Raw genomic sequence first — 16,879 nt, forward strand, 5'->3', positions numbered from 1 at the left:
TAGTCGTCAGCATGGGTCTCAGTCATGCCATGTATAGCGCTTTTAACAGTAAGGCGGTATAGGTGGAATGATTGTTAATAGGTATACCCATGCAAAAAATAGTAATTGTTGGTGGCGGTGCTGGTGGTCTTGAATTAGCCAGTCGCTTAAGCCGAACCCTCGGGAGAAAGAAACAAGCCGAAATTACCCTTGTCGACCGCAGTCGAACCCATATCTGGAAGCCGCTCTTACATGAAGTGGCCGCCGGTGTAATCGATAAACATTCAGACGGTGTGGACTACGCAATCCACGCTGCGGCTCACCACTATCGCTTCCAATTAGGTGAAATGTGCTCGCTTGACGCGCAAGCGCAAACTATAACCTTGTCCCCTTTAATCGACGAAGAAGGAACAGAGGTATTACCTGAGCGGGAAATTCAATACGACCAGCTCGTATTAGCCATGGGCAGTGTGAGTAACGACTTCGGAACTCCAGGGGTTGCAGAGCATTGCTACTTCTTAGATTCGCTTAGACAGGCTGAACGCTTTCATCGAGCGCTTCTTAATCAGCTAATTCGAATTAATCAACAAGAAGACAAAGACGCCAAAATTAAAGTTGCTATCGTAGGTGCGGGGGCAACGGGCACTGAGCTCGCAGCTCAGCTTCACCACGTAGCAAATTTGTCGAAGGCCTATGGAATGCCAGATATGTCGGCTTCTCGCTTAAAAATTTCTATAGTAGAAGCGGGCGATCGAATTTTACCGGCACTGCCTGAGCGGATAGCGAACTCGGCAAGAAAAGCGCTGCATAAGTTGGGTGTAGATATTAAAGAGCAAACTATGGTGGCTGAAGCCGATGCTAAAGGATTAATCACCAAAGACGGTGGACGGATAGACGCTGATTTAATGGTGTGGGCCGCAGGCGTTAAAGCGCCAGACTTCATAACAAAGCTTGAGCTTTTTGAAACAAATAGAGCCAATCAGATCCTTGTTGATAAGCAGCTTCGCAGTACAGCGCAGCAAAACATCTGGGTGTTGGGTGATTGCTGTGGCTTTCAGCAAGAAAATGGTAAGTGGGTGCCGCCTCGAGCGCAGTCGGCTCACCAAATGGCAGATATTGTTGCACATAATATAACGTCGCTATTTACCCAAAAAGGCACAAAAGACTTTACCTATAAAGATTATGGATCGCTGGTTCATTTAAGTAAGTACAGCACGGTCGGAAGCTTAATGGGCTCGTTATCTAACAGCAGTATGTTTATTGAAGGGCGCTTAGCTAAGCTGGTATACGTTTCTTTGTATAATATGCACCAATTTGCGGTACACGGAAAAATTAAAGGCGCCCTAAAGCTCCTTGTTAAGAAGTTAAGTCAGGCCATCAGCCCAAAGTTAAAGCTTCACTAACCACCGACGAACGAGAAAGCCCCGAAATTGGGGCTTTTTTAATGCTCATTTTAATCCAACCGCTTTTCCAAAAAGCCGTTGGAGCGCCCCGTCTGTAAGAAAGCATCGTTTAATGGTCGATAAAATGCGCTAAACCCCTCTACTAAACACGTTAAATACTCTTATAGTTTAAATAGGAAGTTTAGAAATAACTTCTAGCTTTACCTTGTTTTATTGGTCGAGGAAGTTCTCTTTGCGCGTGCCATACGTTCTGCTGGCCTTTATGTTGCCAGCACTATTTTCATCACTGATCTCCGTCTCCGTTTCAGGAGAGGAAAGAAGTGTGCGAAATATGGCGAGCCAGGGAAGTAACACCAGTGTGCTCTCAACGCTTATTAGTAACTGCGAAAGCGGCACTTGTGAAATATCTGATGATGATATTGATGATGGTTTTCCAGTATTTGATATTACCAACAGCGTTGAGATATACCGCTTTTCCGCCAAGAAAACAGTTGATACAAAAGCCTTTAACAAGCTGCGCGCTAACATCATACGAGGGCCGCCTTCTTTCACTTAATCACTTAAAAACTTTTTTTAACTTTTGATTAGGAGAAAGGTATGCACGCCTTAAATCTATATAAAACCGAATCTATTGATACATTGGCATGGCCAGTTGTTGAAAACACTATTACCGTTAATTCATCTGCCATGGCTGTTTTCACAGACTTCAAGCAACACCTACCTCATGTGCTTGATGCCCGAACACCCGCGACAAAAGTAGAGTCGATTATGCGTCAATCTCATGTTCGTATGATGCTGGTGGTGAACAGTGAAAATCGTTTCATTGGAATTATCACCAGTCACGATGTGGGTGAGCAGCAAATAATTCAGCGTTTAAGCGAACTTAAAGTCAAACGTGATGAATTAACCGTACACGATTTCATGCGGCCTAAAATCTCGCTTATGTCTTTTGATTATACAGAGCTAACACATTCTTCGGTGGGAGATGTGATAGAGACACTTAAAGACTACGGGCAACATCACTGCCTAGTTATGGACAGGGACAGCCATGAAGTTCGTGGAGTGATCAGCGTAAGTGATATTGCTAGAGAACTACGATTGCCGCTAGATATTCAAGGGCGCCCTACATTTGCAGAACTGATCACTATTCTTGCCGCGTAAATTTTACCTTTCATTTGTAGTCCATACTTTTACTACGTGTTGATTGTAAACAGCACGTAGTAAAACCTTGCCTCAAATTCACGACCTCTACCTTTTTGTATTTCGCGAATTGGTACGTATTTCGCAAATCAACACATAGATAGCAAAACATCTTATTGAGATTGTTTGATGAAACGAGGCGAAATTATGAATAGATCACCATTTCCTACTAGCGTAGTAACCAAAGCATTTACTTGGGCTTATCAAGAACTTGGTTTAAATATCAAGCAAGCTTCTGAAATAATGGGCATTTCTCCTTCATCACTTGCACAAACTACATTACTTGGGTTTGAAAGCGGCACTGTAGAGTACCGCAAGCAGCTGGCCTTTATACGTATGTATCATTTACTCATTTCATTGTCAGATGGGGACAGTGAGCAGATGAAGACCTGGTTTAGTAGCTACAACGTTACGCTTGAAGCGAGTCCTTTTGAAATGTGTAGGGAATACGATGGTATCGAGCGTGTGGCTGACCAGCTGCGTAAATTAAAACAGTCTGAAACTGGCAGACAGAGTGCATTGGCCGTTGTTGAATTCTCTCACAGTGAGCATGCTTCAAAAATGGGAGCTATGCTTCATTAGTCAGCTTATTGTGCTTTACTGTCAATCTCGACGATAAAGTCTGCACAGGTTTGCACCTGAGTAATGGGTATCATATGCCCTGCGTCAGGAATCACTTTCTGTACAGCCGAGTCTATTGCCGAAGTGACGGCTGCGATATGCTCACTTGGCTTTAAAATAGTGTCCTTTTCACCATATAGCACGCCTACAGGGCATTGAATTTCACCGTAAGAAGATTGCTGTCTATGCAAACTGCCTTGTGCTGAGACAGTATCCCGGCTTCCTTCATAAAAACTGCGAGAATGAAGCGCAAGCATCCCGCCTCCTTCAACAGAAAATGAGGCGGGCACAGGTTCTGGATGAAAAATTTGCGCAACTTGTTTCCTACCCAGCCTTGCTCTTAGTGGGCTGACAATAGTTTTAGCTACGCTGTTACGCACAAATTCATTGGGTATGTAAAGTATTGAAAGTGGTCCGGCACCGCCTCTAAGCGGCGTGGTCAATGGGCATAGCAATGATACAGATTTAATGACGCGAGGTGCATCAATTGCCAACCTTAATGCAATACCGCCGCCCATTGAGTGGCCAGCAACGCTAGCTTCTTCGATGCCCTCTTTTTCCATCCATTCTAGTAGCATCTTGCTTTGCTGCTCAAAGCTAGCTGATGTGTTTTTATATCGGCTAGAAAAACCGCTACCGGGGCGGTCTACAGAATAAACCGTGTAGCGCTGTGCGAGGGTATTGGTTAATTCATTAAAATTGTTACTATTGCCGAGCAAGCCGTGGATAAGTACAAGTGATGGTCCATTTCCTTGTTTTTGCCAATGAATAATTCCTCCCTCGACAGGAGTAAGTTTTCCCGAGGGCCTAAACGATGACTCGATGCTGCTATCCATTTTGGCAGTAAACCAAACAAGACCTACAAAGATACAAATAATGATAAGTAAAATAGTCAGCATGTTGTATTTCCAAGATAGGGGAGAAATTAACCTATCGGGTTACCTTTTAACGGTCAAGTAAGCGATGATTTATAGTCGCAAGTCATTAGCGTGATACTGTTGCACAAAAATAATACGCCATGCCATAGAGAATATAGGAACTGATATGGAATTACCGATAACCCACTCTATCTCGATAGATGAAAGCGAAGCCGAACTTCAGGCTATACGTGCTCAAGGTAGCGGCGGGCAAAACGTCAATAAGGTAAGTAGCGCAATACATCTGCGATTTGATATCAACAAATCGTCGTTACCCGATAAGTTAAAAGTGAAATTGCTGAACTTGAAGGATAGTCGCGTAACTAACGAAGGGGTATTCGTACTTAAAGCACAAAATTTCCGTACCCAAGAGCAAAATAGAGAAGATGCGTTAGCGCGCCTTGTGGTATGGATTAAGGCGGCAACTGTTGAGCAAAAGCCACGTATAAAAACTAAAGTGAGCAGAGCGGCGAAAGCTCGACGTTTAGAGGGAAAAAAGCAACAGGGCGCGAAAAAATCTATGCGTAAGAAAGTGGAATTTTAAACAAAACTAATCTAAAGTATAAAGCCTGTTAGATGTCATTTCGCAAGACAACGGAAAATTCTTACAATAACAAATGAATGTGTCTTGTGCTTGTGCTAATTATTGGAACTTAGGGAAGCATACAAAGTGACGCGTTCGAACGTAATTCCTATGGTGCTATTTGCAGCCATAGTAGTTTCGCTTGGGATTAATACACCGCAAGCCGCAAACGAGATTATTGCTCGTTTGTTTAACAAATCTATTTCTAATACCGAACTACAGCCTTCACAGGCGGATGTTGATCGTTTTCAGTCTATTCTCACCGACAAGTCAGAAAAAGAAGTGCGCGATATTTTGGCGCAACGAGCGCTTGGCAATAAAATTACCGAGTCTGTACTTTCTGATTTCGCTAATAAAAATGCCATAGAGCCCAATGAAAGCGAAATTCAGTCTGCGTATTCCGTTATTAAGCTATGGACTGTTGACCTAGATAGTGATGGCGCTTATCAAAATGAAGAGCTAGATCGCTACCGCCTTGCGATGGCTGAAGGTATGGCAAAAAGCTGGAAAGTATCTAAAGCGCTGTATGAAGCCTATGGTGGTGATGTGGTTTTTCAACAGGATAACCCTTTAACACCTGTAGGTGCCTACCAAAAACTATTTGAGCAGTATCGAGAACAAGGTGAGTTTGTCATTTATGACCCTGTCTTCAAAGCCGCGTTTTGGAGTTCGGTAAAGATGAAATATGCTAAAACCTACGACCCTGAAAATATAGATTACTCTCTTCCCTGGTGGGAAAAGGGCATGACTGCTTCAGAAAAATAGTTTTAAGAAAGCCCTGTTTTTACAGGGCTTTTTTCGTTCTTCGCAAAGAAGTTGCTCCCCAACGGAATAAAACCTTTCGTCTAATCGTTATCTCAGTGTCCTTTATGAAAAACGGAGATAATCGGATGAAAAAGTTAAATACTGCAATTGCACTGGCTTTAGGTATGGCGTCAACCTCAGGGTTGGCTCAAGAAGCAGCCTTCTCGGCAAATACTTCAGCTACTGCTTCAACATCTACATCAGTTTCTCTAACAAATGGTGCAAACGCACAATCTGCTGCTCAATTAAGCATGCAGACTTCGGCACAAGTCGAAACAGTTCCTCAAAGCCAAATGTCTACCGAAAGTTCAGCTAGCGCTAGTGGGCAGCTATCGGCAAGCCAAACAGGCAATGACTTATCAAATGGGCAAGAATTGAATCAAGTCTCTGAAGCCGGTAACGAAGCCAATACTGAAGAAAGCACCGAAGGTAGCTCAGATCAAGCCGCGGTAGGCGAAGTAGCACAAACGACTACTTCAAGCGCTAGCCTTCTAGCAAATAGCGCTCAACAGTTGTCCACAAGCACAGCATCTTCACTGCTGTTTAATTCGCAGGCTTCTCTTGAAGGTGTTGCTTTAGCAACATCAGAAACGGCGAATTCAATGACAGCATCAGTGGCAGGAACGCTTACGGGCAATGTGTCTGGTTCTACATCAGTTCTGTCGTCGGCATTAGGCACAGTTGATCCGAATGCAGAGACAGAAGGCGAAGTAGAAGATACTGCAGTAAGCACGGCTTCGGGAACCATTGAAAGTGCGGTAGAGGGTACTACGGCCAACACGGTAGGAGGTTCGGTGACCAATTCTGTAACTGGCAATGCAGCTACCGCCGTTGAAGGGGCTATTGCTGCTACGGTAGCGAGCAGTGTAGGAAATACGGTAGAGAGTACCGTAGGTAATACTGTGGAGAGCACGGTAGCAAACACCGTAGAGAGCACAGTAGAGGCAACGGTAGCAAACACTGTAGAGAACACAGTAAACGACAACGTCGCTTCAAATATCTCGGGTGCGTTGGGTCTTTAACGGATTGGGCTCAACTGTTAGAAGGAGGGAGATCTCTCCCTCCTGACTTCCTCGCACAACCCATTCATAGCTGAAAACACTGAATTTCACTTTCTCTGTAGTAGGTAGCAATAATGAAAACCCCACCATTTAAACGTTCACTCAAAAACAATTTTTTTACCCTGGATGGTCGCAAATGCCTTGCTCTTGCTGCGGCTACCGCATTAATAGCAAACAGTACAGCCTATGCAAGCTCAAAAGTAATTAATGATGCAGGAACTACAGACGAAGAGAAGCAAAAGATTACGTTTTCAGGCTCTGGTTATGTAGGCTATCGCCACGACAGTAACGTAAGTGTCAGTGAACTCGACACAAATTCTAATGTAGACGACAGCGCCGTACAGTCAAAAGCACTGTTAAAAGTTTCAGTGAAGCCCACGAACGAATGGGAAAATGAGCTCTCGATAAGTCGGGCAGATACCCGTTACCAGACCCTCAGCGAGTTCGACCTTGGGCTTACCACTTTATCTGCAAGCACTAAGTATACGTTAGACTTTGCAAAACTAGGTGCGCATTACTATCACGCCAGCGCTACGCTTGATGGGCGTGATTTTCTTACCTATCAACAATATGGTTTGTCTGCGGGGAAACTGTTAGGACAGAGAACTTATTTACGCATTAGTAGCGACCTTATCGACAAGAAGTTTAAGAATAGACCTGAAGATGCGCCAATTCGAGATAGTGAAGCTGTTGCCTTACGCAGTGACCTGTTCTACTTTTTTGAAGGGGATGATTTTTTTCAAATTGCACTTAAATACCAAAATGAAGATGCGCAGGATAATGCGTTCGATTACACAGGTAAGGGAATTGACCTTGCCTACACTTATCCATTTGCGGTGTTTAGTAAGCCGCTCAAGCTCAAGGTTGCTTACCAGCTAGATATGCGTGATTACGCTTCAGTCCAAGATTCAGGTATAGGCAGGGAAGACGACAGACAACTTATCGAAATGAGCGCAGACTACGCCGTGTACGACCATATAGATATAAGGTTGTCTACCCAATACGGAGATTACGCTTCTAGTGTAGATGGGGCAAACTATCAAGAAACCATTGCTGAATTAGGCATTAACGTTCATTTCTAGTGAACGTTAATGCGAATATGAATACGGCTATATTTTTAAGGCAGTACACCAAAGCCGAATACTCTATCCCGTCCGGGATTACCAGCATCCAAAGCTAATTCCTGCATTCTTAACAAGGCGGCCTGTCTTTGCTGTTCTGTACGGAAAAAACAGGCGTACAGCGCGGCGGCACGAGGGGAGGCCATTGAGGTTCCTGTTTGCCTAATCGTTTTACCGTTAGGGTGTGCGGCATCAACCGACACGCCAAATGCAGCGAAATCTACATAATCACCTTGGTTGGCCCACCTGTATATTGCGTGTGATTTATCCACTGCGGTTATACCAAGTGTTTCTGGGTAGGCTGCAGGGTATAAGGGTAGAGATGCTGGCCCTTCGTTACCTACAGCTGCAATAATTTGAATACCGTTTGTGTCCAACTGCTTTATAACGCGCGCTAAGATAGGGTTGTCAGGCCCTGCAAGGCTCATGTTTATAGCGTCTACCTGTTGTGATGCTAAATAGTTAAGACCTTCTATTAACGACATTAGCGTAGCGCCTTGGCTAACGCTGTTTCGCGCATAAAATACACTAGCGTTAAATACCTGGCTCGATTCAGGCAGCGACGCCGCTAATAAACTCGCTACTGCTGTGCCATGTTCTGAGGAAAAGGCCACGGTATTTTCTTGGGTCGCTGGCTGTCTTGTAATTTTTCCGTCACCTTCACTGCTTAAATTGCTATCTTGTCCGTGCTCTTTCTTCTGACCTTGACCAACAATAAAAGAAGCTTGTGTTAGGCTAATGTGCGACAGCATTGGGTGGGTAGGCACAACATGGGTATCAACCATCCCGATGCGCAAGGGTATCGAACAAAATTCAAACTTTTGCGACGATGCTTCTGACTCATGTGTAGACTCTGGTTTGCTGCCATTTGTAGCCACTTCGCTTTGCGATAAGTAAATATGATTTCGTCCTATTTGAGACTGGAGGTTTTTGGGTAAGCTGTTGCGAATATACGACACTTCATCCTCATCCCCTGTTACCTTTACTTTATAAAGCCACTGAGAAAATGCAGGTAAAAACTGTGCCTCTTGTATTTTTATATTCGTGCCATTGAAATATGCTTTATCGGCTTCTTCACCTATAAAAAGCCACTCTTTCTCAACGGCAAGAAAACCGTTTTCAACCCTAACTTCTTTGATAATTTTCTGACCCGATGCATTTAATATTGTTGTGGCCGTAGGAGTAACAAATTGGGGGGCGGGGAGATTGCCAACAACGCCTGAAGCCAATATAGATAGGTCTCTGGCGCCGTCGACAGATGCTTGCATCTTTCGGCTTGCTTCCTCTCGAATGCTCTTCAGTTCAGAGGGGGCTCTATCAATTATCGGGCGCACCGATGGCACTACTTGATTCAATGTTCCTGTAAGTTGGGCTTGGGAGATAGATGCGGCAAACAAGCCTACTATCCCCACAAAAAGTGTGTACTTCATTTTGCTACCTTATTGATTACATAGGAGCAGCTTAGGGCTTAGAGAAGGAATGGCATAAATTGTGCCATGGTCATAAATAGAGTCTAAGTCACTACTGCTATTTAATGTAGTGACGAATAGAAAGAAAAAAAATTCCGTTGGGTGTCGAAGAAGCGCTGCCAACTTAAAAACACAAAAGCTCAAAATAAAATGCTATTTAGCGGAATAAAAATACTCGTGGCTCGTTAATAGAGTATTGATAACGGAAATCTTCACGAAGGTACATGAAAATGAAAGATGAGTTGACCGAACTCGTCCCGTCATTGCGAAAGTTTGCATATTCGTTGACGGGTAACATACATGATGCTGATGATTTACTTCAGAACACGCTAGAACGGCTACTAAGTAAACCCATTCCTGAGCAAGCTACACTAATGGCATGGGCATTTAGAGTGTGCCGCAATTGCTGGATAGACGAATATAGGGCGAAGAAGGTGAGAACTAACGCTAGCGATACCCTTTCATATGAAGCGCAATCAGAACATGACCATGTAGATATGGATGAAACGGTAACCCACTCTATGACATTGAAGCAGATTTCAAGCGCCATGGATGAACTGCCTTGTGAGCAAAGAGAAACCCTCTCTTTAGTGGCAGTGCAGGGAATGAGTTATGCAGACGCTTCTGAAGTTTTACAGGTGCCAGCAGGGACTATTATGAGCCGTCTTGCCAGGGCCAGAACGAAAATATCAAACTTACTAAACGGGCAAAATGAGGTGCTATCGTGATCTTATCTGACGAAAAACTCTCTGCTTTCTTAGATGGAGAGTTAGATGTTGTAGAAATGGATACGGTTAGAGAGGCGATAGCAAATGACGTCACTGTTTCTGACCGTCTTGCCGCACTTGCAGAAGTAGATAGAGTAGTAAAAGTGGCTGCAGAAAAGGCGACTGCAGTTGCGTTACCTAAAGAAATCGTCGCTCTTTTGGGTGATGAAAGATGCTTGAGCGAGAATAACGTAGCGCACGTATCTGGCGAGCCTTTAGACGACGAAAAAACGGCGAACCAAAATTTGGCAAATAATGTTAGCCCGTTTCCTCACAAAGTGAATATCGCTGACGGGGCGCGCCGTGAACAGGCAAGGTGGAAAGGAGCATCTTCAATTGCCGCCATCGCGGCAAGCGTGGCGGTTATAGCAGGCTTGGTATTCTTTAATCTACAAGGTGCCGATACTTCACAACCTTCACACTGGGCTAATGTATCGTCTGCGCTCGACAGTAATTTGAGTGGAGAGACTTCCTCGTTTGAATCTGGCGTGACGGTAACGCCTAAACTTTCTTTTTTAAATACTGACTTCAACTTTTGCCGACAGGCTGAAGTAACGTCTCAAGATGAACTAAATGTAATGATTGCTTGTAAAGACAAGCAAGGCGACTGGCAACTTGCGGCCAGCAAACTGGATGAGCTAGATGTTAATGTAGGTCAATATCAGACTGCTACTAGCGCCAGACTGTTGGAAGAACAGTTAGATTCGATGATGGCGTCTGCGCCATTAAACCGAGAGCAAGAGAAAAACGCAATTGAAGCAACTTGGCTATCTGAGAAAGCCGAAGGAGTAGATGATGAAAACTAAAATTATGTTAGTACTTGCGGTATTGATTATGGCGGGCTGTGCAAGTCAGCCTGATTATAGACAGGCAGATAAAGGCGGTTTTGGTTACAACGAAAGTAAATTAAGTGATACCCAATACCGCGTACACTTTAAGGCAAAAGGAACCGATAAGGGTAAAGCGATGGACTATGCTATGTTGCGCGCAGCTGAGCTAACCTTACTGGAAGGTTATGACTGGTTTGTTGTTACCGACCGCGAAACCTTAGTAGACAAGGAAACTGTGCAGAGCACGCCTACTACAGGGTTTAGCCAACGTTACGCACGAGTCACTGACTGCGGAGTACTGACTTGCCGTACTTCTTATCATCCTACAACTCAATTCGAAACCGGTGTATATGTTGGCGGCTCTCAAAAAAGTGAAATCGAGAGTATTTTAAACATAGAGTTAGGTAAAGGCACTCGCCCTACTTCAGCAACTAGTTTTGATGCTAGAGAAGTACGTGAAAACCTACAGCCGAAGATAGAAGAATAAGTTATTTTAATTACTGGTAACTGATAAGAAATGGCTTGGGGTTGTGTCAGCTTACTAGAATAGCACTCCACAGCTTACTCTTGATTACTGAAGTAAAAAACAAACAAAAGGGCCACAACTTTATGTCGTGGCCCTTTTATAATTCACTCTAACAAACGCTAATCTTTGTTAAAAAATCGCCTTTGGGTAAATTCGAATTATTAATTGAAGTATGCGTCTACTTCTTTTTCAGCCTCTTCACGGCTTTTGCCGTATTCCTGCTGAATCTTACCTACTAATTCTTCTCGGCGACCGTCAATTACGTCTAGGTCATCATCGGTAAGCTTACCCCATTTCTGTTGTACCTTACCCTTCATTTCTTTCCAATTACCTTCAATACGATCATTGTTCATAACGTGCTCTCCTTATCCAAACAATTGGTTGAGAAAACTGACGAAAAAACTTGCCAGTTATACAAGTAGCAGCAAGTGGTGTTCCATATTATAGGTTGCTGATAATCATCGATATTATCTATACACATAAACGATGACGCAGTTTTTCTCATGCAGAATTTACAGACAGTTGCAAACACTACAGAACAACGAGCGAGGCATTAAGCTAAGGTTTTAGCAAAGGCTTCACTATCCTGCTTCTTTTCTATTTTGTGCTGATCTTCGCTACGACCTTTTTTCCAATAGCTACTTATATACAAACTATCGTGAGCCACTGCTTTCTCATCCCCAAGCCATGTACGAATCGCCCGCATATCTGAAAATTCACACGCAACCCAAACTGTAGGGTTTCCTTCTAACCAATCTAGCTGTGTAAGGCGGTAGGGCAAAGACTGTTCATGCTCCCATATCACCGTAACCCCTTCTGGCTTTGCGAGCGCAACCGCGTCTTTTTCATCTTGAATGCTAATTACTGCATAACCTTTGGCATGAGAGGGAAGTGCCGCAAGATGATTTCTAATACTGGGAAGCGCAGTCATATCGCCTGCTAAGAGTACCCAGTCATAATGCTCGTTTAAGCCTTTGCTTGAGCCTGGGCCTGCTAATGTAATAACGTCACCAGGTTTAGTGCTGGTAGCCCACGCTGAAGCAGGCCCTGTCTTTCCGTTATCGGCGTGAATAACCATATCCAAAACCATTTCAGGTTTATCTGCATCAAAGTGAGCCACCGTATAAGTACGCATTGCCACTTGGCCCATATCTGTCGGTTTGTTAAGCGGGCTTCCGTTTTTATCGAACATAAGCTTTACATAAGCTCCGGCAGCCACGGCAGGGAAAGTGCGGAGATCTTCACCACCTAAAAAGACGCGCTGCATAGTAGGGGTTATACGAACAGAATGTGTCACAACAGCTTGGCGGGGTTGGGGTTTAGGCATTAGCTTCTCCTTAAAAATTTAAGGAAATTTTATTTGATAATGGTTCTCATTACCATTTCTTTAGATGGAATGATAACGTTTGTTAAATTCTATTTTTTAGATTAAACGCAGAGTTTTGAGGAAACTGATTACAATTGTTAAGTAAATACAGCGAAGTGACGTTTTTAAGAGGTACTAATGTGGGAAAAAACAGGCAAAAGAAAAGGGGCTCAAAAGCCCCTTAAAAAACCACAACATAACTTGGAAAACACATTTACACACCACAAAGACGCACACTCAACGACTTCATGTATAAAGTAAGATAGCCCAATTCTGAAAAGGTTCCGCATTTTTAAAAATAAATAGTAAAAAAATAAATACCTTTGAAGAGCATTGATAAAACAAAAAGGTGTACGCCTTTAGTTCTGGCCTTTAATACCTAATCATTGTGCGGCGAGCTCTTCGCAGCGTTATGTAAATGACACACGTAGTAATAGCAATTAACGCCGACGCCACTGCGAACGGTAGTGCGATGTTATATTGATAAATAATGGCGGCAAGAGGAGGGCCTATGACATATCCCATAGCGGTAGTGGCTGTAATTAATCCGGTAATAGTAGCTTGTTGAGAGGGTGCGCAATAGGTCGTCGCCGCTGCTGCTAATGATGGGTATGCCATACCCATACCTAACCCCATTAATGTCATAGCAATATAAAGGACGAACAATGAGTGTTGAAGAAAAAGTAACAGGTACGCCAATGCCAGTAGTGGTAGTGCAAGCGTGATCATTGTTTCTTTACTTATGCGCCCTTTTTGTACCCAGCCAAATTGCGCAGTGAGAGAGGCTGCGGCGCTGACCATCATAGCAAAACCCACCTGTCGAGCGGCTTCAACGGGCGTGTAATGATAAAAATCGATAAAAAAGAAGCCTAGCGACTGCTGCATCATCGCCATAGCACAGAACACGCAAATACATGCAGCAACAAAGACATATGGCACTCTGGTGCGAGCTCGACTGTCTTCACTTGTATGCCCAGCTTTCTGTTGCTTAGATAGTGGGGGCAGAACTGGCAGCTTGAAATACACCAACGCCAGCGCTAACAAGGTCAACAAAACAATACTGTACAGCGGGGCTAATAAGCCGAACCCTACTAATAGCCCAGCGTAAGCTGGACCGACAATTTGTCCTACATTACTTGCAGAGGTCACTTTGCTGATAGCGCTTACCCTAGCCTGGGGCGAACTTATAGCGACAGCGTAACCTACGGCAGATGGCGGCGTTGCGGACATAATCGTCGATTGCAAGCTGCGACTTATCAGAAGTGCTAGGAATAAATTGGTACCACTAATAAAACCAGAAAATCCTGCCATCCAAGCGCTCGCAAAGGCTAAGGTACCCAAGCTATAGCCAGTTAGCCCTACCATTAATATGCGTTTAAACCCTGATCGCTTTGCTACTTTGCTCCATACATTAGTACCGAAGGCGAAAATAAGCGCAGAGCTCGACATGATCGTGGCTATATGAAACTCTGAAAGATTGGCTTGACGACCCATAGAGGGAAGCGTGGTGAGCATGACACTTTGACCAACAGACGTAGCGAGCAAAGCACAAAAGAGAACTTTAAAAACAACAGTAGATGCAGAAGGCGATAACACGCAGGCAGCTCTTTTAAAATGGGCTAGAAATCTTGTTCATTTTATCACAGTTGATGACAAAAAAATGCCCGCCAAAGGCGGGCCAAAATCAGAGGTATGTAAAGGCCGGGAGGGGCCTTTGAGGGGAGAGGAATGTCGTCGGGTGACAACTCACTAATAATATCGACGACATTACCAGTGTCCTCACTATGGTCTCGCTGAAGCAACACACATGTACGTTCAACGAGTCCAAATAGGGTCAACAATCCTTTGCTGCACGAGACATCATTGTCAATGCTTGCGATGTAGGTACTCAGTGCTTGTTCGCAATCCTTATGAAACAAGATCCTTGCATCCTGCGAGTTTATCTAGGTTATCTATTACCTAACCTCATCATCGACCAGCAATTTAACGAGTCTTCTACAGGTATCCTTCAATTTCAAACACTGACTCATCCCTTTATCCTTGGTGACCATTCCATATACTTCCTATGTCGTCACCTTCAGTCTTTGATATTTACGCAATCTGGCCTCTCCGTCGCTAAAGCCTTCCTGGCTACAAATTGCGTTCTGTATTTATCCGTTAGTCTAATGTATGCGTGATTTGTGCCAAATATTAAATAATGTTTAGTGTTTCTTTATCTGTTTGAAAATTAGAGGTTTTATTTGATTTTAGTATTTTTATGGTTATAAAGCTTGCCATTAAAAAACTCCGACTATGTAGATTTTTCTCAGTAGTGTGTAGCGTTTTACAAACACATCTACAGTCGCTAAAACTCATTTTATAAAGATAAACATTTTTCGCATATTGTAGGTGTGTGATATGTTATAACGTGTTCATAAGTTAATAATCTTTAGGTTGTGTAAGTGAAGTCTTCTGTCACGCTTTCTAGCGTTAAATTCGGTTTAATTGCAGTGCTACTGATTGCAACAAGTACGCTTAGTCTAGCTTCGGCCAACGATTATGAGGAAATAGACTGGGTTGCCCTTATGCCCGAGGACGACTTGAGTGCGCTTTTAAACAGGCCAGAATTTTTAAACGATATTGCTGATGGGTCTGCTGCCGACTCTATCGATGACTTTGCCTCGCAGCAGTTAGAAGATGAACAAGCACAGCGATACCAGCAAGCCTTAGTGTCGACACGAGTGATAGATGAATTTGATGGTAAACCCATCCGCATCCCAGGGTTTATTGTACCTTTAGAGCAAAACGAAGAACAAAAGGCCACCGCCTTTTTCGTCGTACCGTATTTTGGTGCTTGCCTACATATGCCGCCACCGCCGCCTAATCAAATCTTGTACGTTGAATACAAAGAAGGTGTTGCAGTTGAAAACTTATATGATCCTTATTGGTTCGAAGGTACGGTAAAAATCGACAACCACGAAAGTGCACTGGGTACATCAGCCTATTCATTAGTGCTAGACAGCTTTACGCTGTACGAGGAGTAACTAACATGAAAAAGACAGCCGTTGCAGCCACTCTTTTATCAAGCTCAATAGTATTTCATAGCAGTGCATGCGAACTGCACGCGGGTATGGGCAATATGCAGTTTGGCTTTCAGCATCCTATGATGCAGCAGCACCTAGCGGCAGCGAAAGAGCCACTTATCTCCCTTAATATAGATAGGAAGCATGAAGTGACAAAGCTTGAAGCGTCTGCTGTTCCGCTGCGATTTACCATTCCTTCGAACTATAAAGAAGTGAGTGTAGATGTAATGGCAAGTGACGGCGTAACGCTACTTTCGCCACAGCGATTCGCCCTGGTCTCAGCTAAAGGTGAACAAGCTATTAGCTTTCAGGCAAAAGAAGAAGGCACCCACGAACTTGTACTAAAAGTGTATGCGCTTAAAAAGAATGTGCCAGTCACTTATACGCGCAAAGTAAAAATTTTGGCAAGTTAGGTACTGAATGAACAAATGAAGCGCGTCACTTTTGCTTTACTGGCTTTCTTTATTGTATTCGCTGCATTAGGTGCGTTAGTCGGGTTAGGACTTAACGGCAAACTTAACGTTCTTATCGGATTTTTCAGTAATGACGTTGCTATCTATCAAGACACCACACGGCTACAGGAAGCCCAAAAGTATCAAGTCTTGTCTTGGGATGCTCTGTTACCTGAAGCGGAAAAAGCGTTGCTGGGTAAAGCCCAGTCCAATCAGAGTCCTCAACAAGATTTACCTCTTCATGAACAAGTATTTCAGTCTATTCAGCGTACGTTCGACGATGAGTATCAACAAGCGTTAATCTCGGTAAATACGGTCGATACATTTAACGGAAAGTATGTCGAGCTTAGCGGGTTCATTGTACCTGTTGAAGCTAATGCAGAGCGTGAAATAACAGCATTTTTTATTGTTCCATATTTTGGCGCGTGTATCCACTATCCGCCCCCTCCGCCCAATCAAATTGTGTATGTTTCGCTAAATAATACCCATGAACAAGGCGGTATTAGCGGAATAGACATTCAGCAGGCTTATACTTTCTCGGGTGAGCTTTCTACAGGGCTTTATGAAGACCCTCAGGGAACATCGGCTTACCTACTGGATGTGGCAGAAATAAAGCCCTATTCAGGATTGGGAAATGGCATTAATGATGGAAAAGCGGAATCCAAGAGTGGCGCTTTCCATATAGAAAGCGACATTCGTTAATTTTATTTTTTCAATT

At 43.7% G+C, this 16,879-nt stretch carries 19 protein-coding genes; 14 read left to right on the forward strand and 5 right to left on the reverse strand.

Going from position 1 to position 16,879, the window contains the following annotated elements:
- Window positions 1-89 precede the first annotated feature (89 nt).
- The 4 genes from D1814_RS08760 to D1814_RS08775 all read left to right on the forward strand — a co-directional run bounded on the left by D1814_RS08760 (window position 90) and on the right by D1814_RS08775 (window position 3,164).
- Window positions 90-1,382: an NAD(P)/FAD-dependent oxidoreductase gene (locus tag D1814_RS08760; protein WP_118491433.1), complete on the forward strand. Its 1,293-nt coding sequence runs from the start codon at window positions 90-92 to the stop codon at window positions 1,380-1,382.
- Between the two features lie 331 nt (window positions 1,383-1,713).
- Window positions 1,714-1,938, forward strand: a complete 225-nt coding sequence (locus tag D1814_RS08765) for a hypothetical protein (RefSeq protein WP_232369022.1) — start codon at window positions 1,714-1,716, stop codon at window positions 1,936-1,938.
- A 41-nt stretch (window positions 1,939-1,979) separates the two neighbouring features.
- On the forward strand, window positions 1,980-2,543 hold the full coding sequence (locus D1814_RS08770; RefSeq protein ID WP_118491437.1) for a CBS domain-containing protein: 564 nt from the start codon (window positions 1,980-1,982) through the stop codon (window positions 2,541-2,543).
- 186 nt (window positions 2,544-2,729) lie between these two features.
- Window positions 2,730-3,164, forward strand: coding sequence for a hypothetical protein (locus tag D1814_RS08775; protein WP_118491439.1), 435 nt, complete (start codon window positions 2,730-2,732; stop codon window positions 3,162-3,164).
- A 5-nt stretch (window positions 3,165-3,169) separates the two neighbouring features.
- Here D1814_RS08775 and D1814_RS08780 read toward each other — a convergent pair whose 3' ends face one another.
- Window positions 3,170-4,102 (reverse strand): alpha/beta fold hydrolase, encoded by a 933-nt coding sequence (locus tag D1814_RS08780; RefSeq protein WP_118491441.1) that lies wholly within the window; start codon window positions 4,100-4,102, stop codon window positions 3,170-3,172.
- A 145-nt stretch (window positions 4,103-4,247) separates the two neighbouring features.
- On the opposite strand from D1814_RS08780, the gene arfB reads away from it, so the two are divergent.
- The 4 genes from arfB to D1814_RS08800 all read left to right on the forward strand — a co-directional run bounded on the left by arfB (window position 4,248) and on the right by D1814_RS08800 (window position 7,650).
- Window positions 4,248-4,664: an alternative ribosome rescue aminoacyl-tRNA hydrolase ArfB gene (arfB, locus tag D1814_RS08785; RefSeq protein WP_118491443.1), complete on the forward strand. Its 417-nt coding sequence runs from the start codon at window positions 4,248-4,250 to the stop codon at window positions 4,662-4,664.
- A gap of 126 nt (window positions 4,665-4,790) precedes the next feature.
- The gene (locus tag D1814_RS08790) at window positions 4,791-5,468 is read left to right on the forward strand and encodes a hypothetical protein (protein ID WP_118491445.1); all 678 of its coding nucleotides are present in this window, start codon (window positions 4,791-4,793) and stop codon (window positions 5,466-5,468) included.
- Window positions 5,469-5,593: 125 nt separating this feature from the next.
- A complete protein-coding gene (locus D1814_RS08795) occupies window positions 5,594-6,529 on the forward strand; it encodes a hypothetical protein (RefSeq protein ID WP_118491447.1) in 936 nt (311 codons plus the stop codon).
- A 113-nt stretch (window positions 6,530-6,642) separates the two neighbouring features.
- On the forward strand, window positions 6,643-7,650 hold the full coding sequence (locus D1814_RS08800; RefSeq protein ID WP_118491449.1) for a hypothetical protein: 1,008 nt from the start codon (window positions 6,643-6,645) through the stop codon (window positions 7,648-7,650).
- 35 nt (window positions 7,651-7,685) lie between these two features.
- Here D1814_RS08800 and D1814_RS08805 read toward each other — a convergent pair whose 3' ends face one another.
- A complete protein-coding gene (locus D1814_RS08805) occupies window positions 7,686-9,119 on the reverse strand; it encodes a S8 family serine peptidase (protein WP_118491451.1) in 1,434 nt (477 codons plus the stop codon).
- 269 nt (window positions 9,120-9,388) lie between these two features.
- Between D1814_RS08805 and D1814_RS08810 the strand changes: the two genes are divergently transcribed.
- From D1814_RS08810 to D1814_RS08820, 3 genes are read left to right on the forward strand one after another with little or no spacing between them, the layout of a single operon-like run.
- Window positions 9,389-9,886 carry an RNA polymerase sigma factor gene (locus D1814_RS08810; protein WP_118491453.1) on the forward strand — a complete coding sequence of 166 codons (498 nt, stop codon included), beginning with the start codon at window positions 9,389-9,391 and terminating at the stop codon, window positions 9,884-9,886.
- Window positions 9,883-10,731: a DVU3141 family protein gene (locus D1814_RS08815; RefSeq protein ID WP_118491456.1), complete on the forward strand. Its 849-nt coding sequence runs from the start codon at window positions 9,883-9,885 to the stop codon at window positions 10,729-10,731. The genes D1814_RS08810 and D1814_RS08815 overlap by 4 nt, the downstream gene beginning before the upstream one ends.
- Window positions 10,721-11,242 (forward strand): CC0125/CC1285 family lipoprotein, encoded by a 522-nt coding sequence (locus D1814_RS08820; protein WP_118491458.1) that lies wholly within the window; start codon window positions 10,721-10,723, stop codon window positions 11,240-11,242. The genes D1814_RS08815 and D1814_RS08820 overlap by 11 nt, the downstream gene beginning before the upstream one ends.
- A 200-nt stretch (window positions 11,243-11,442) precedes the next feature.
- Here the strand turns inward: D1814_RS08820 and D1814_RS08825 are convergent, their stop codons facing one another.
- From D1814_RS08825 to D1814_RS08835, 3 genes are all read right to left on the reverse strand, one after another.
- Window positions 11,443-11,634, reverse strand: a complete 192-nt coding sequence (locus D1814_RS08825) for a CsbD family protein (RefSeq protein ID WP_118491460.1) — start codon at window positions 11,632-11,634, stop codon at window positions 11,443-11,445.
- 200 nt (window positions 11,635-11,834) lie between these two features.
- Window positions 11,835-12,608 (reverse strand): siderophore-interacting protein, encoded by a 774-nt coding sequence (locus D1814_RS08830; RefSeq protein ID WP_118491462.1) that lies wholly within the window; start codon window positions 12,606-12,608, stop codon window positions 11,835-11,837.
- 411 nt (window positions 12,609-13,019) lie between these two features.
- The gene (locus tag D1814_RS08835) at window positions 13,020-14,162 is read right to left on the reverse strand and encodes an MFS transporter (protein WP_442857723.1); all 1,143 of its coding nucleotides are present in this window, start codon (window positions 14,160-14,162) and stop codon (window positions 13,020-13,022) included.
- 926 nt (window positions 14,163-15,088) lie between these two features.
- Here D1814_RS08835 and D1814_RS08840 point away from each other — a divergent pair.
- Genes D1814_RS08840 through D1814_RS08850 form a run of 3 tightly spaced genes read left to right on the forward strand, consistent with a single transcriptional unit; the run spans window position 15,089 to window position 16,863 of the window.
- A complete protein-coding gene (locus tag D1814_RS08840; RefSeq protein WP_118491466.1) occupies window positions 15,089-15,670 on the forward strand; it encodes a DUF3299 domain-containing protein in 582 nt (193 codons plus the stop codon).
- A gap of 5 nt (window positions 15,671-15,675) precedes the next feature.
- Window positions 15,676-16,122 carry a hypothetical protein gene (locus D1814_RS08845; protein ID WP_118491468.1) on the forward strand — a complete coding sequence of 149 codons (447 nt, stop codon included), beginning with the start codon at window positions 15,676-15,678 and terminating at the stop codon, window positions 16,120-16,122.
- 15 nt (window positions 16,123-16,137) lie between these two features.
- On the forward strand, window positions 16,138-16,863 hold the full coding sequence (locus D1814_RS08850) for a DUF3299 domain-containing protein (protein WP_118491470.1): 726 nt from the start codon (window positions 16,138-16,140) through the stop codon (window positions 16,861-16,863).
- The last annotated feature ends 16 nt before the right edge of the window (window positions 16,864-16,879 follow it).

The sequence above is a fragment of the Alteromonas sp. BL110 genome, from assembly GCF_003443615.1.
Lineage (GTDB): Bacteria > Pseudomonadota > Gammaproteobacteria > Enterobacterales > Alteromonadaceae > Alteromonas.

Bases quoted from the DNA above. Each gene is read 5' to 3' on its own strand.
- D1814_RS08825 (WP_118491460.1), bottom strand. From the start codon at position 11,634: ATGAACAATGATCGTATTGAAGGTAATTGGAAAGAAATGAAGGGTAAG.
- D1814_RS08775 (WP_118491439.1), top strand. From the start codon at position 2,730: ATGAATAGATCACCATTTCCTACTAGCGTAGTAACCAAAGCATTTACT.
- D1814_RS08770 (WP_118491437.1), top strand. From the start codon at position 1,980: ATGCACGCCTTAAATCTATATAAAACCGAATCTATTGATACATTGGCA.
- D1814_RS08820 (WP_118491458.1), top strand. From the start codon at position 10,721: ATGAAAACTAAAATTATGTTAGTACTTGCGGTATTGATTATGGCGGGC.
- D1814_RS08835 (WP_442857723.1), bottom strand. From the start codon at position 14,162: ATGCTCACCACGCTTCCCTCTATGGGTCGTCAAGCCAATCTTTCAGAG.
- D1814_RS08765 (WP_232369022.1), top strand. From the start codon at position 1,714: ATGGCGAGCCAGGGAAGTAACACCAGTGTGCTCTCAACGCTTATTAGT.
- D1814_RS08845 (WP_118491468.1), top strand. From the start codon at position 15,676: ATGAAAAAGACAGCCGTTGCAGCCACTCTTTTATCAAGCTCAATAGTA.
- D1814_RS08760 (WP_118491433.1), top strand. From the start codon at position 90: ATGCAAAAAATAGTAATTGTTGGTGGCGGTGCTGGTGGTCTTGAATTA.
- D1814_RS08800 (WP_118491449.1), top strand. From the start codon at position 6,643: ATGAAAACCCCACCATTTAAACGTTCACTCAAAAACAATTTTTTTACC.
- D1814_RS08830 (WP_118491462.1), bottom strand. From the start codon at position 12,608: ATGCCTAAACCCCAACCCCGCCAAGCTGTTGTGACACATTCTGTTCGT.
- D1814_RS08810 (WP_118491453.1), top strand. From the start codon at position 9,389: ATGAAAGATGAGTTGACCGAACTCGTCCCGTCATTGCGAAAGTTTGCA.
- arfB (WP_118491443.1), top strand. From the start codon at position 4,248: ATGGAATTACCGATAACCCACTCTATCTCGATAGATGAAAGCGAAGCC.
- D1814_RS08780 (WP_118491441.1), bottom strand. From the start codon at position 4,102: ATGCTGACTATTTTACTTATCATTATTTGTATCTTTGTAGGTCTTGTT.
- D1814_RS08805 (WP_118491451.1), bottom strand. From the start codon at position 9,119: ATGAAGTACACACTTTTTGTGGGGATAGTAGGCTTGTTTGCCGCATCT.
- D1814_RS08850 (WP_118491470.1), top strand. From the start codon at position 16,138: ATGAAGCGCGTCACTTTTGCTTTACTGGCTTTCTTTATTGTATTCGCT.
- D1814_RS08795 (WP_118491447.1), top strand. From the start codon at position 5,594: ATGAAAAAGTTAAATACTGCAATTGCACTGGCTTTAGGTATGGCGTCA.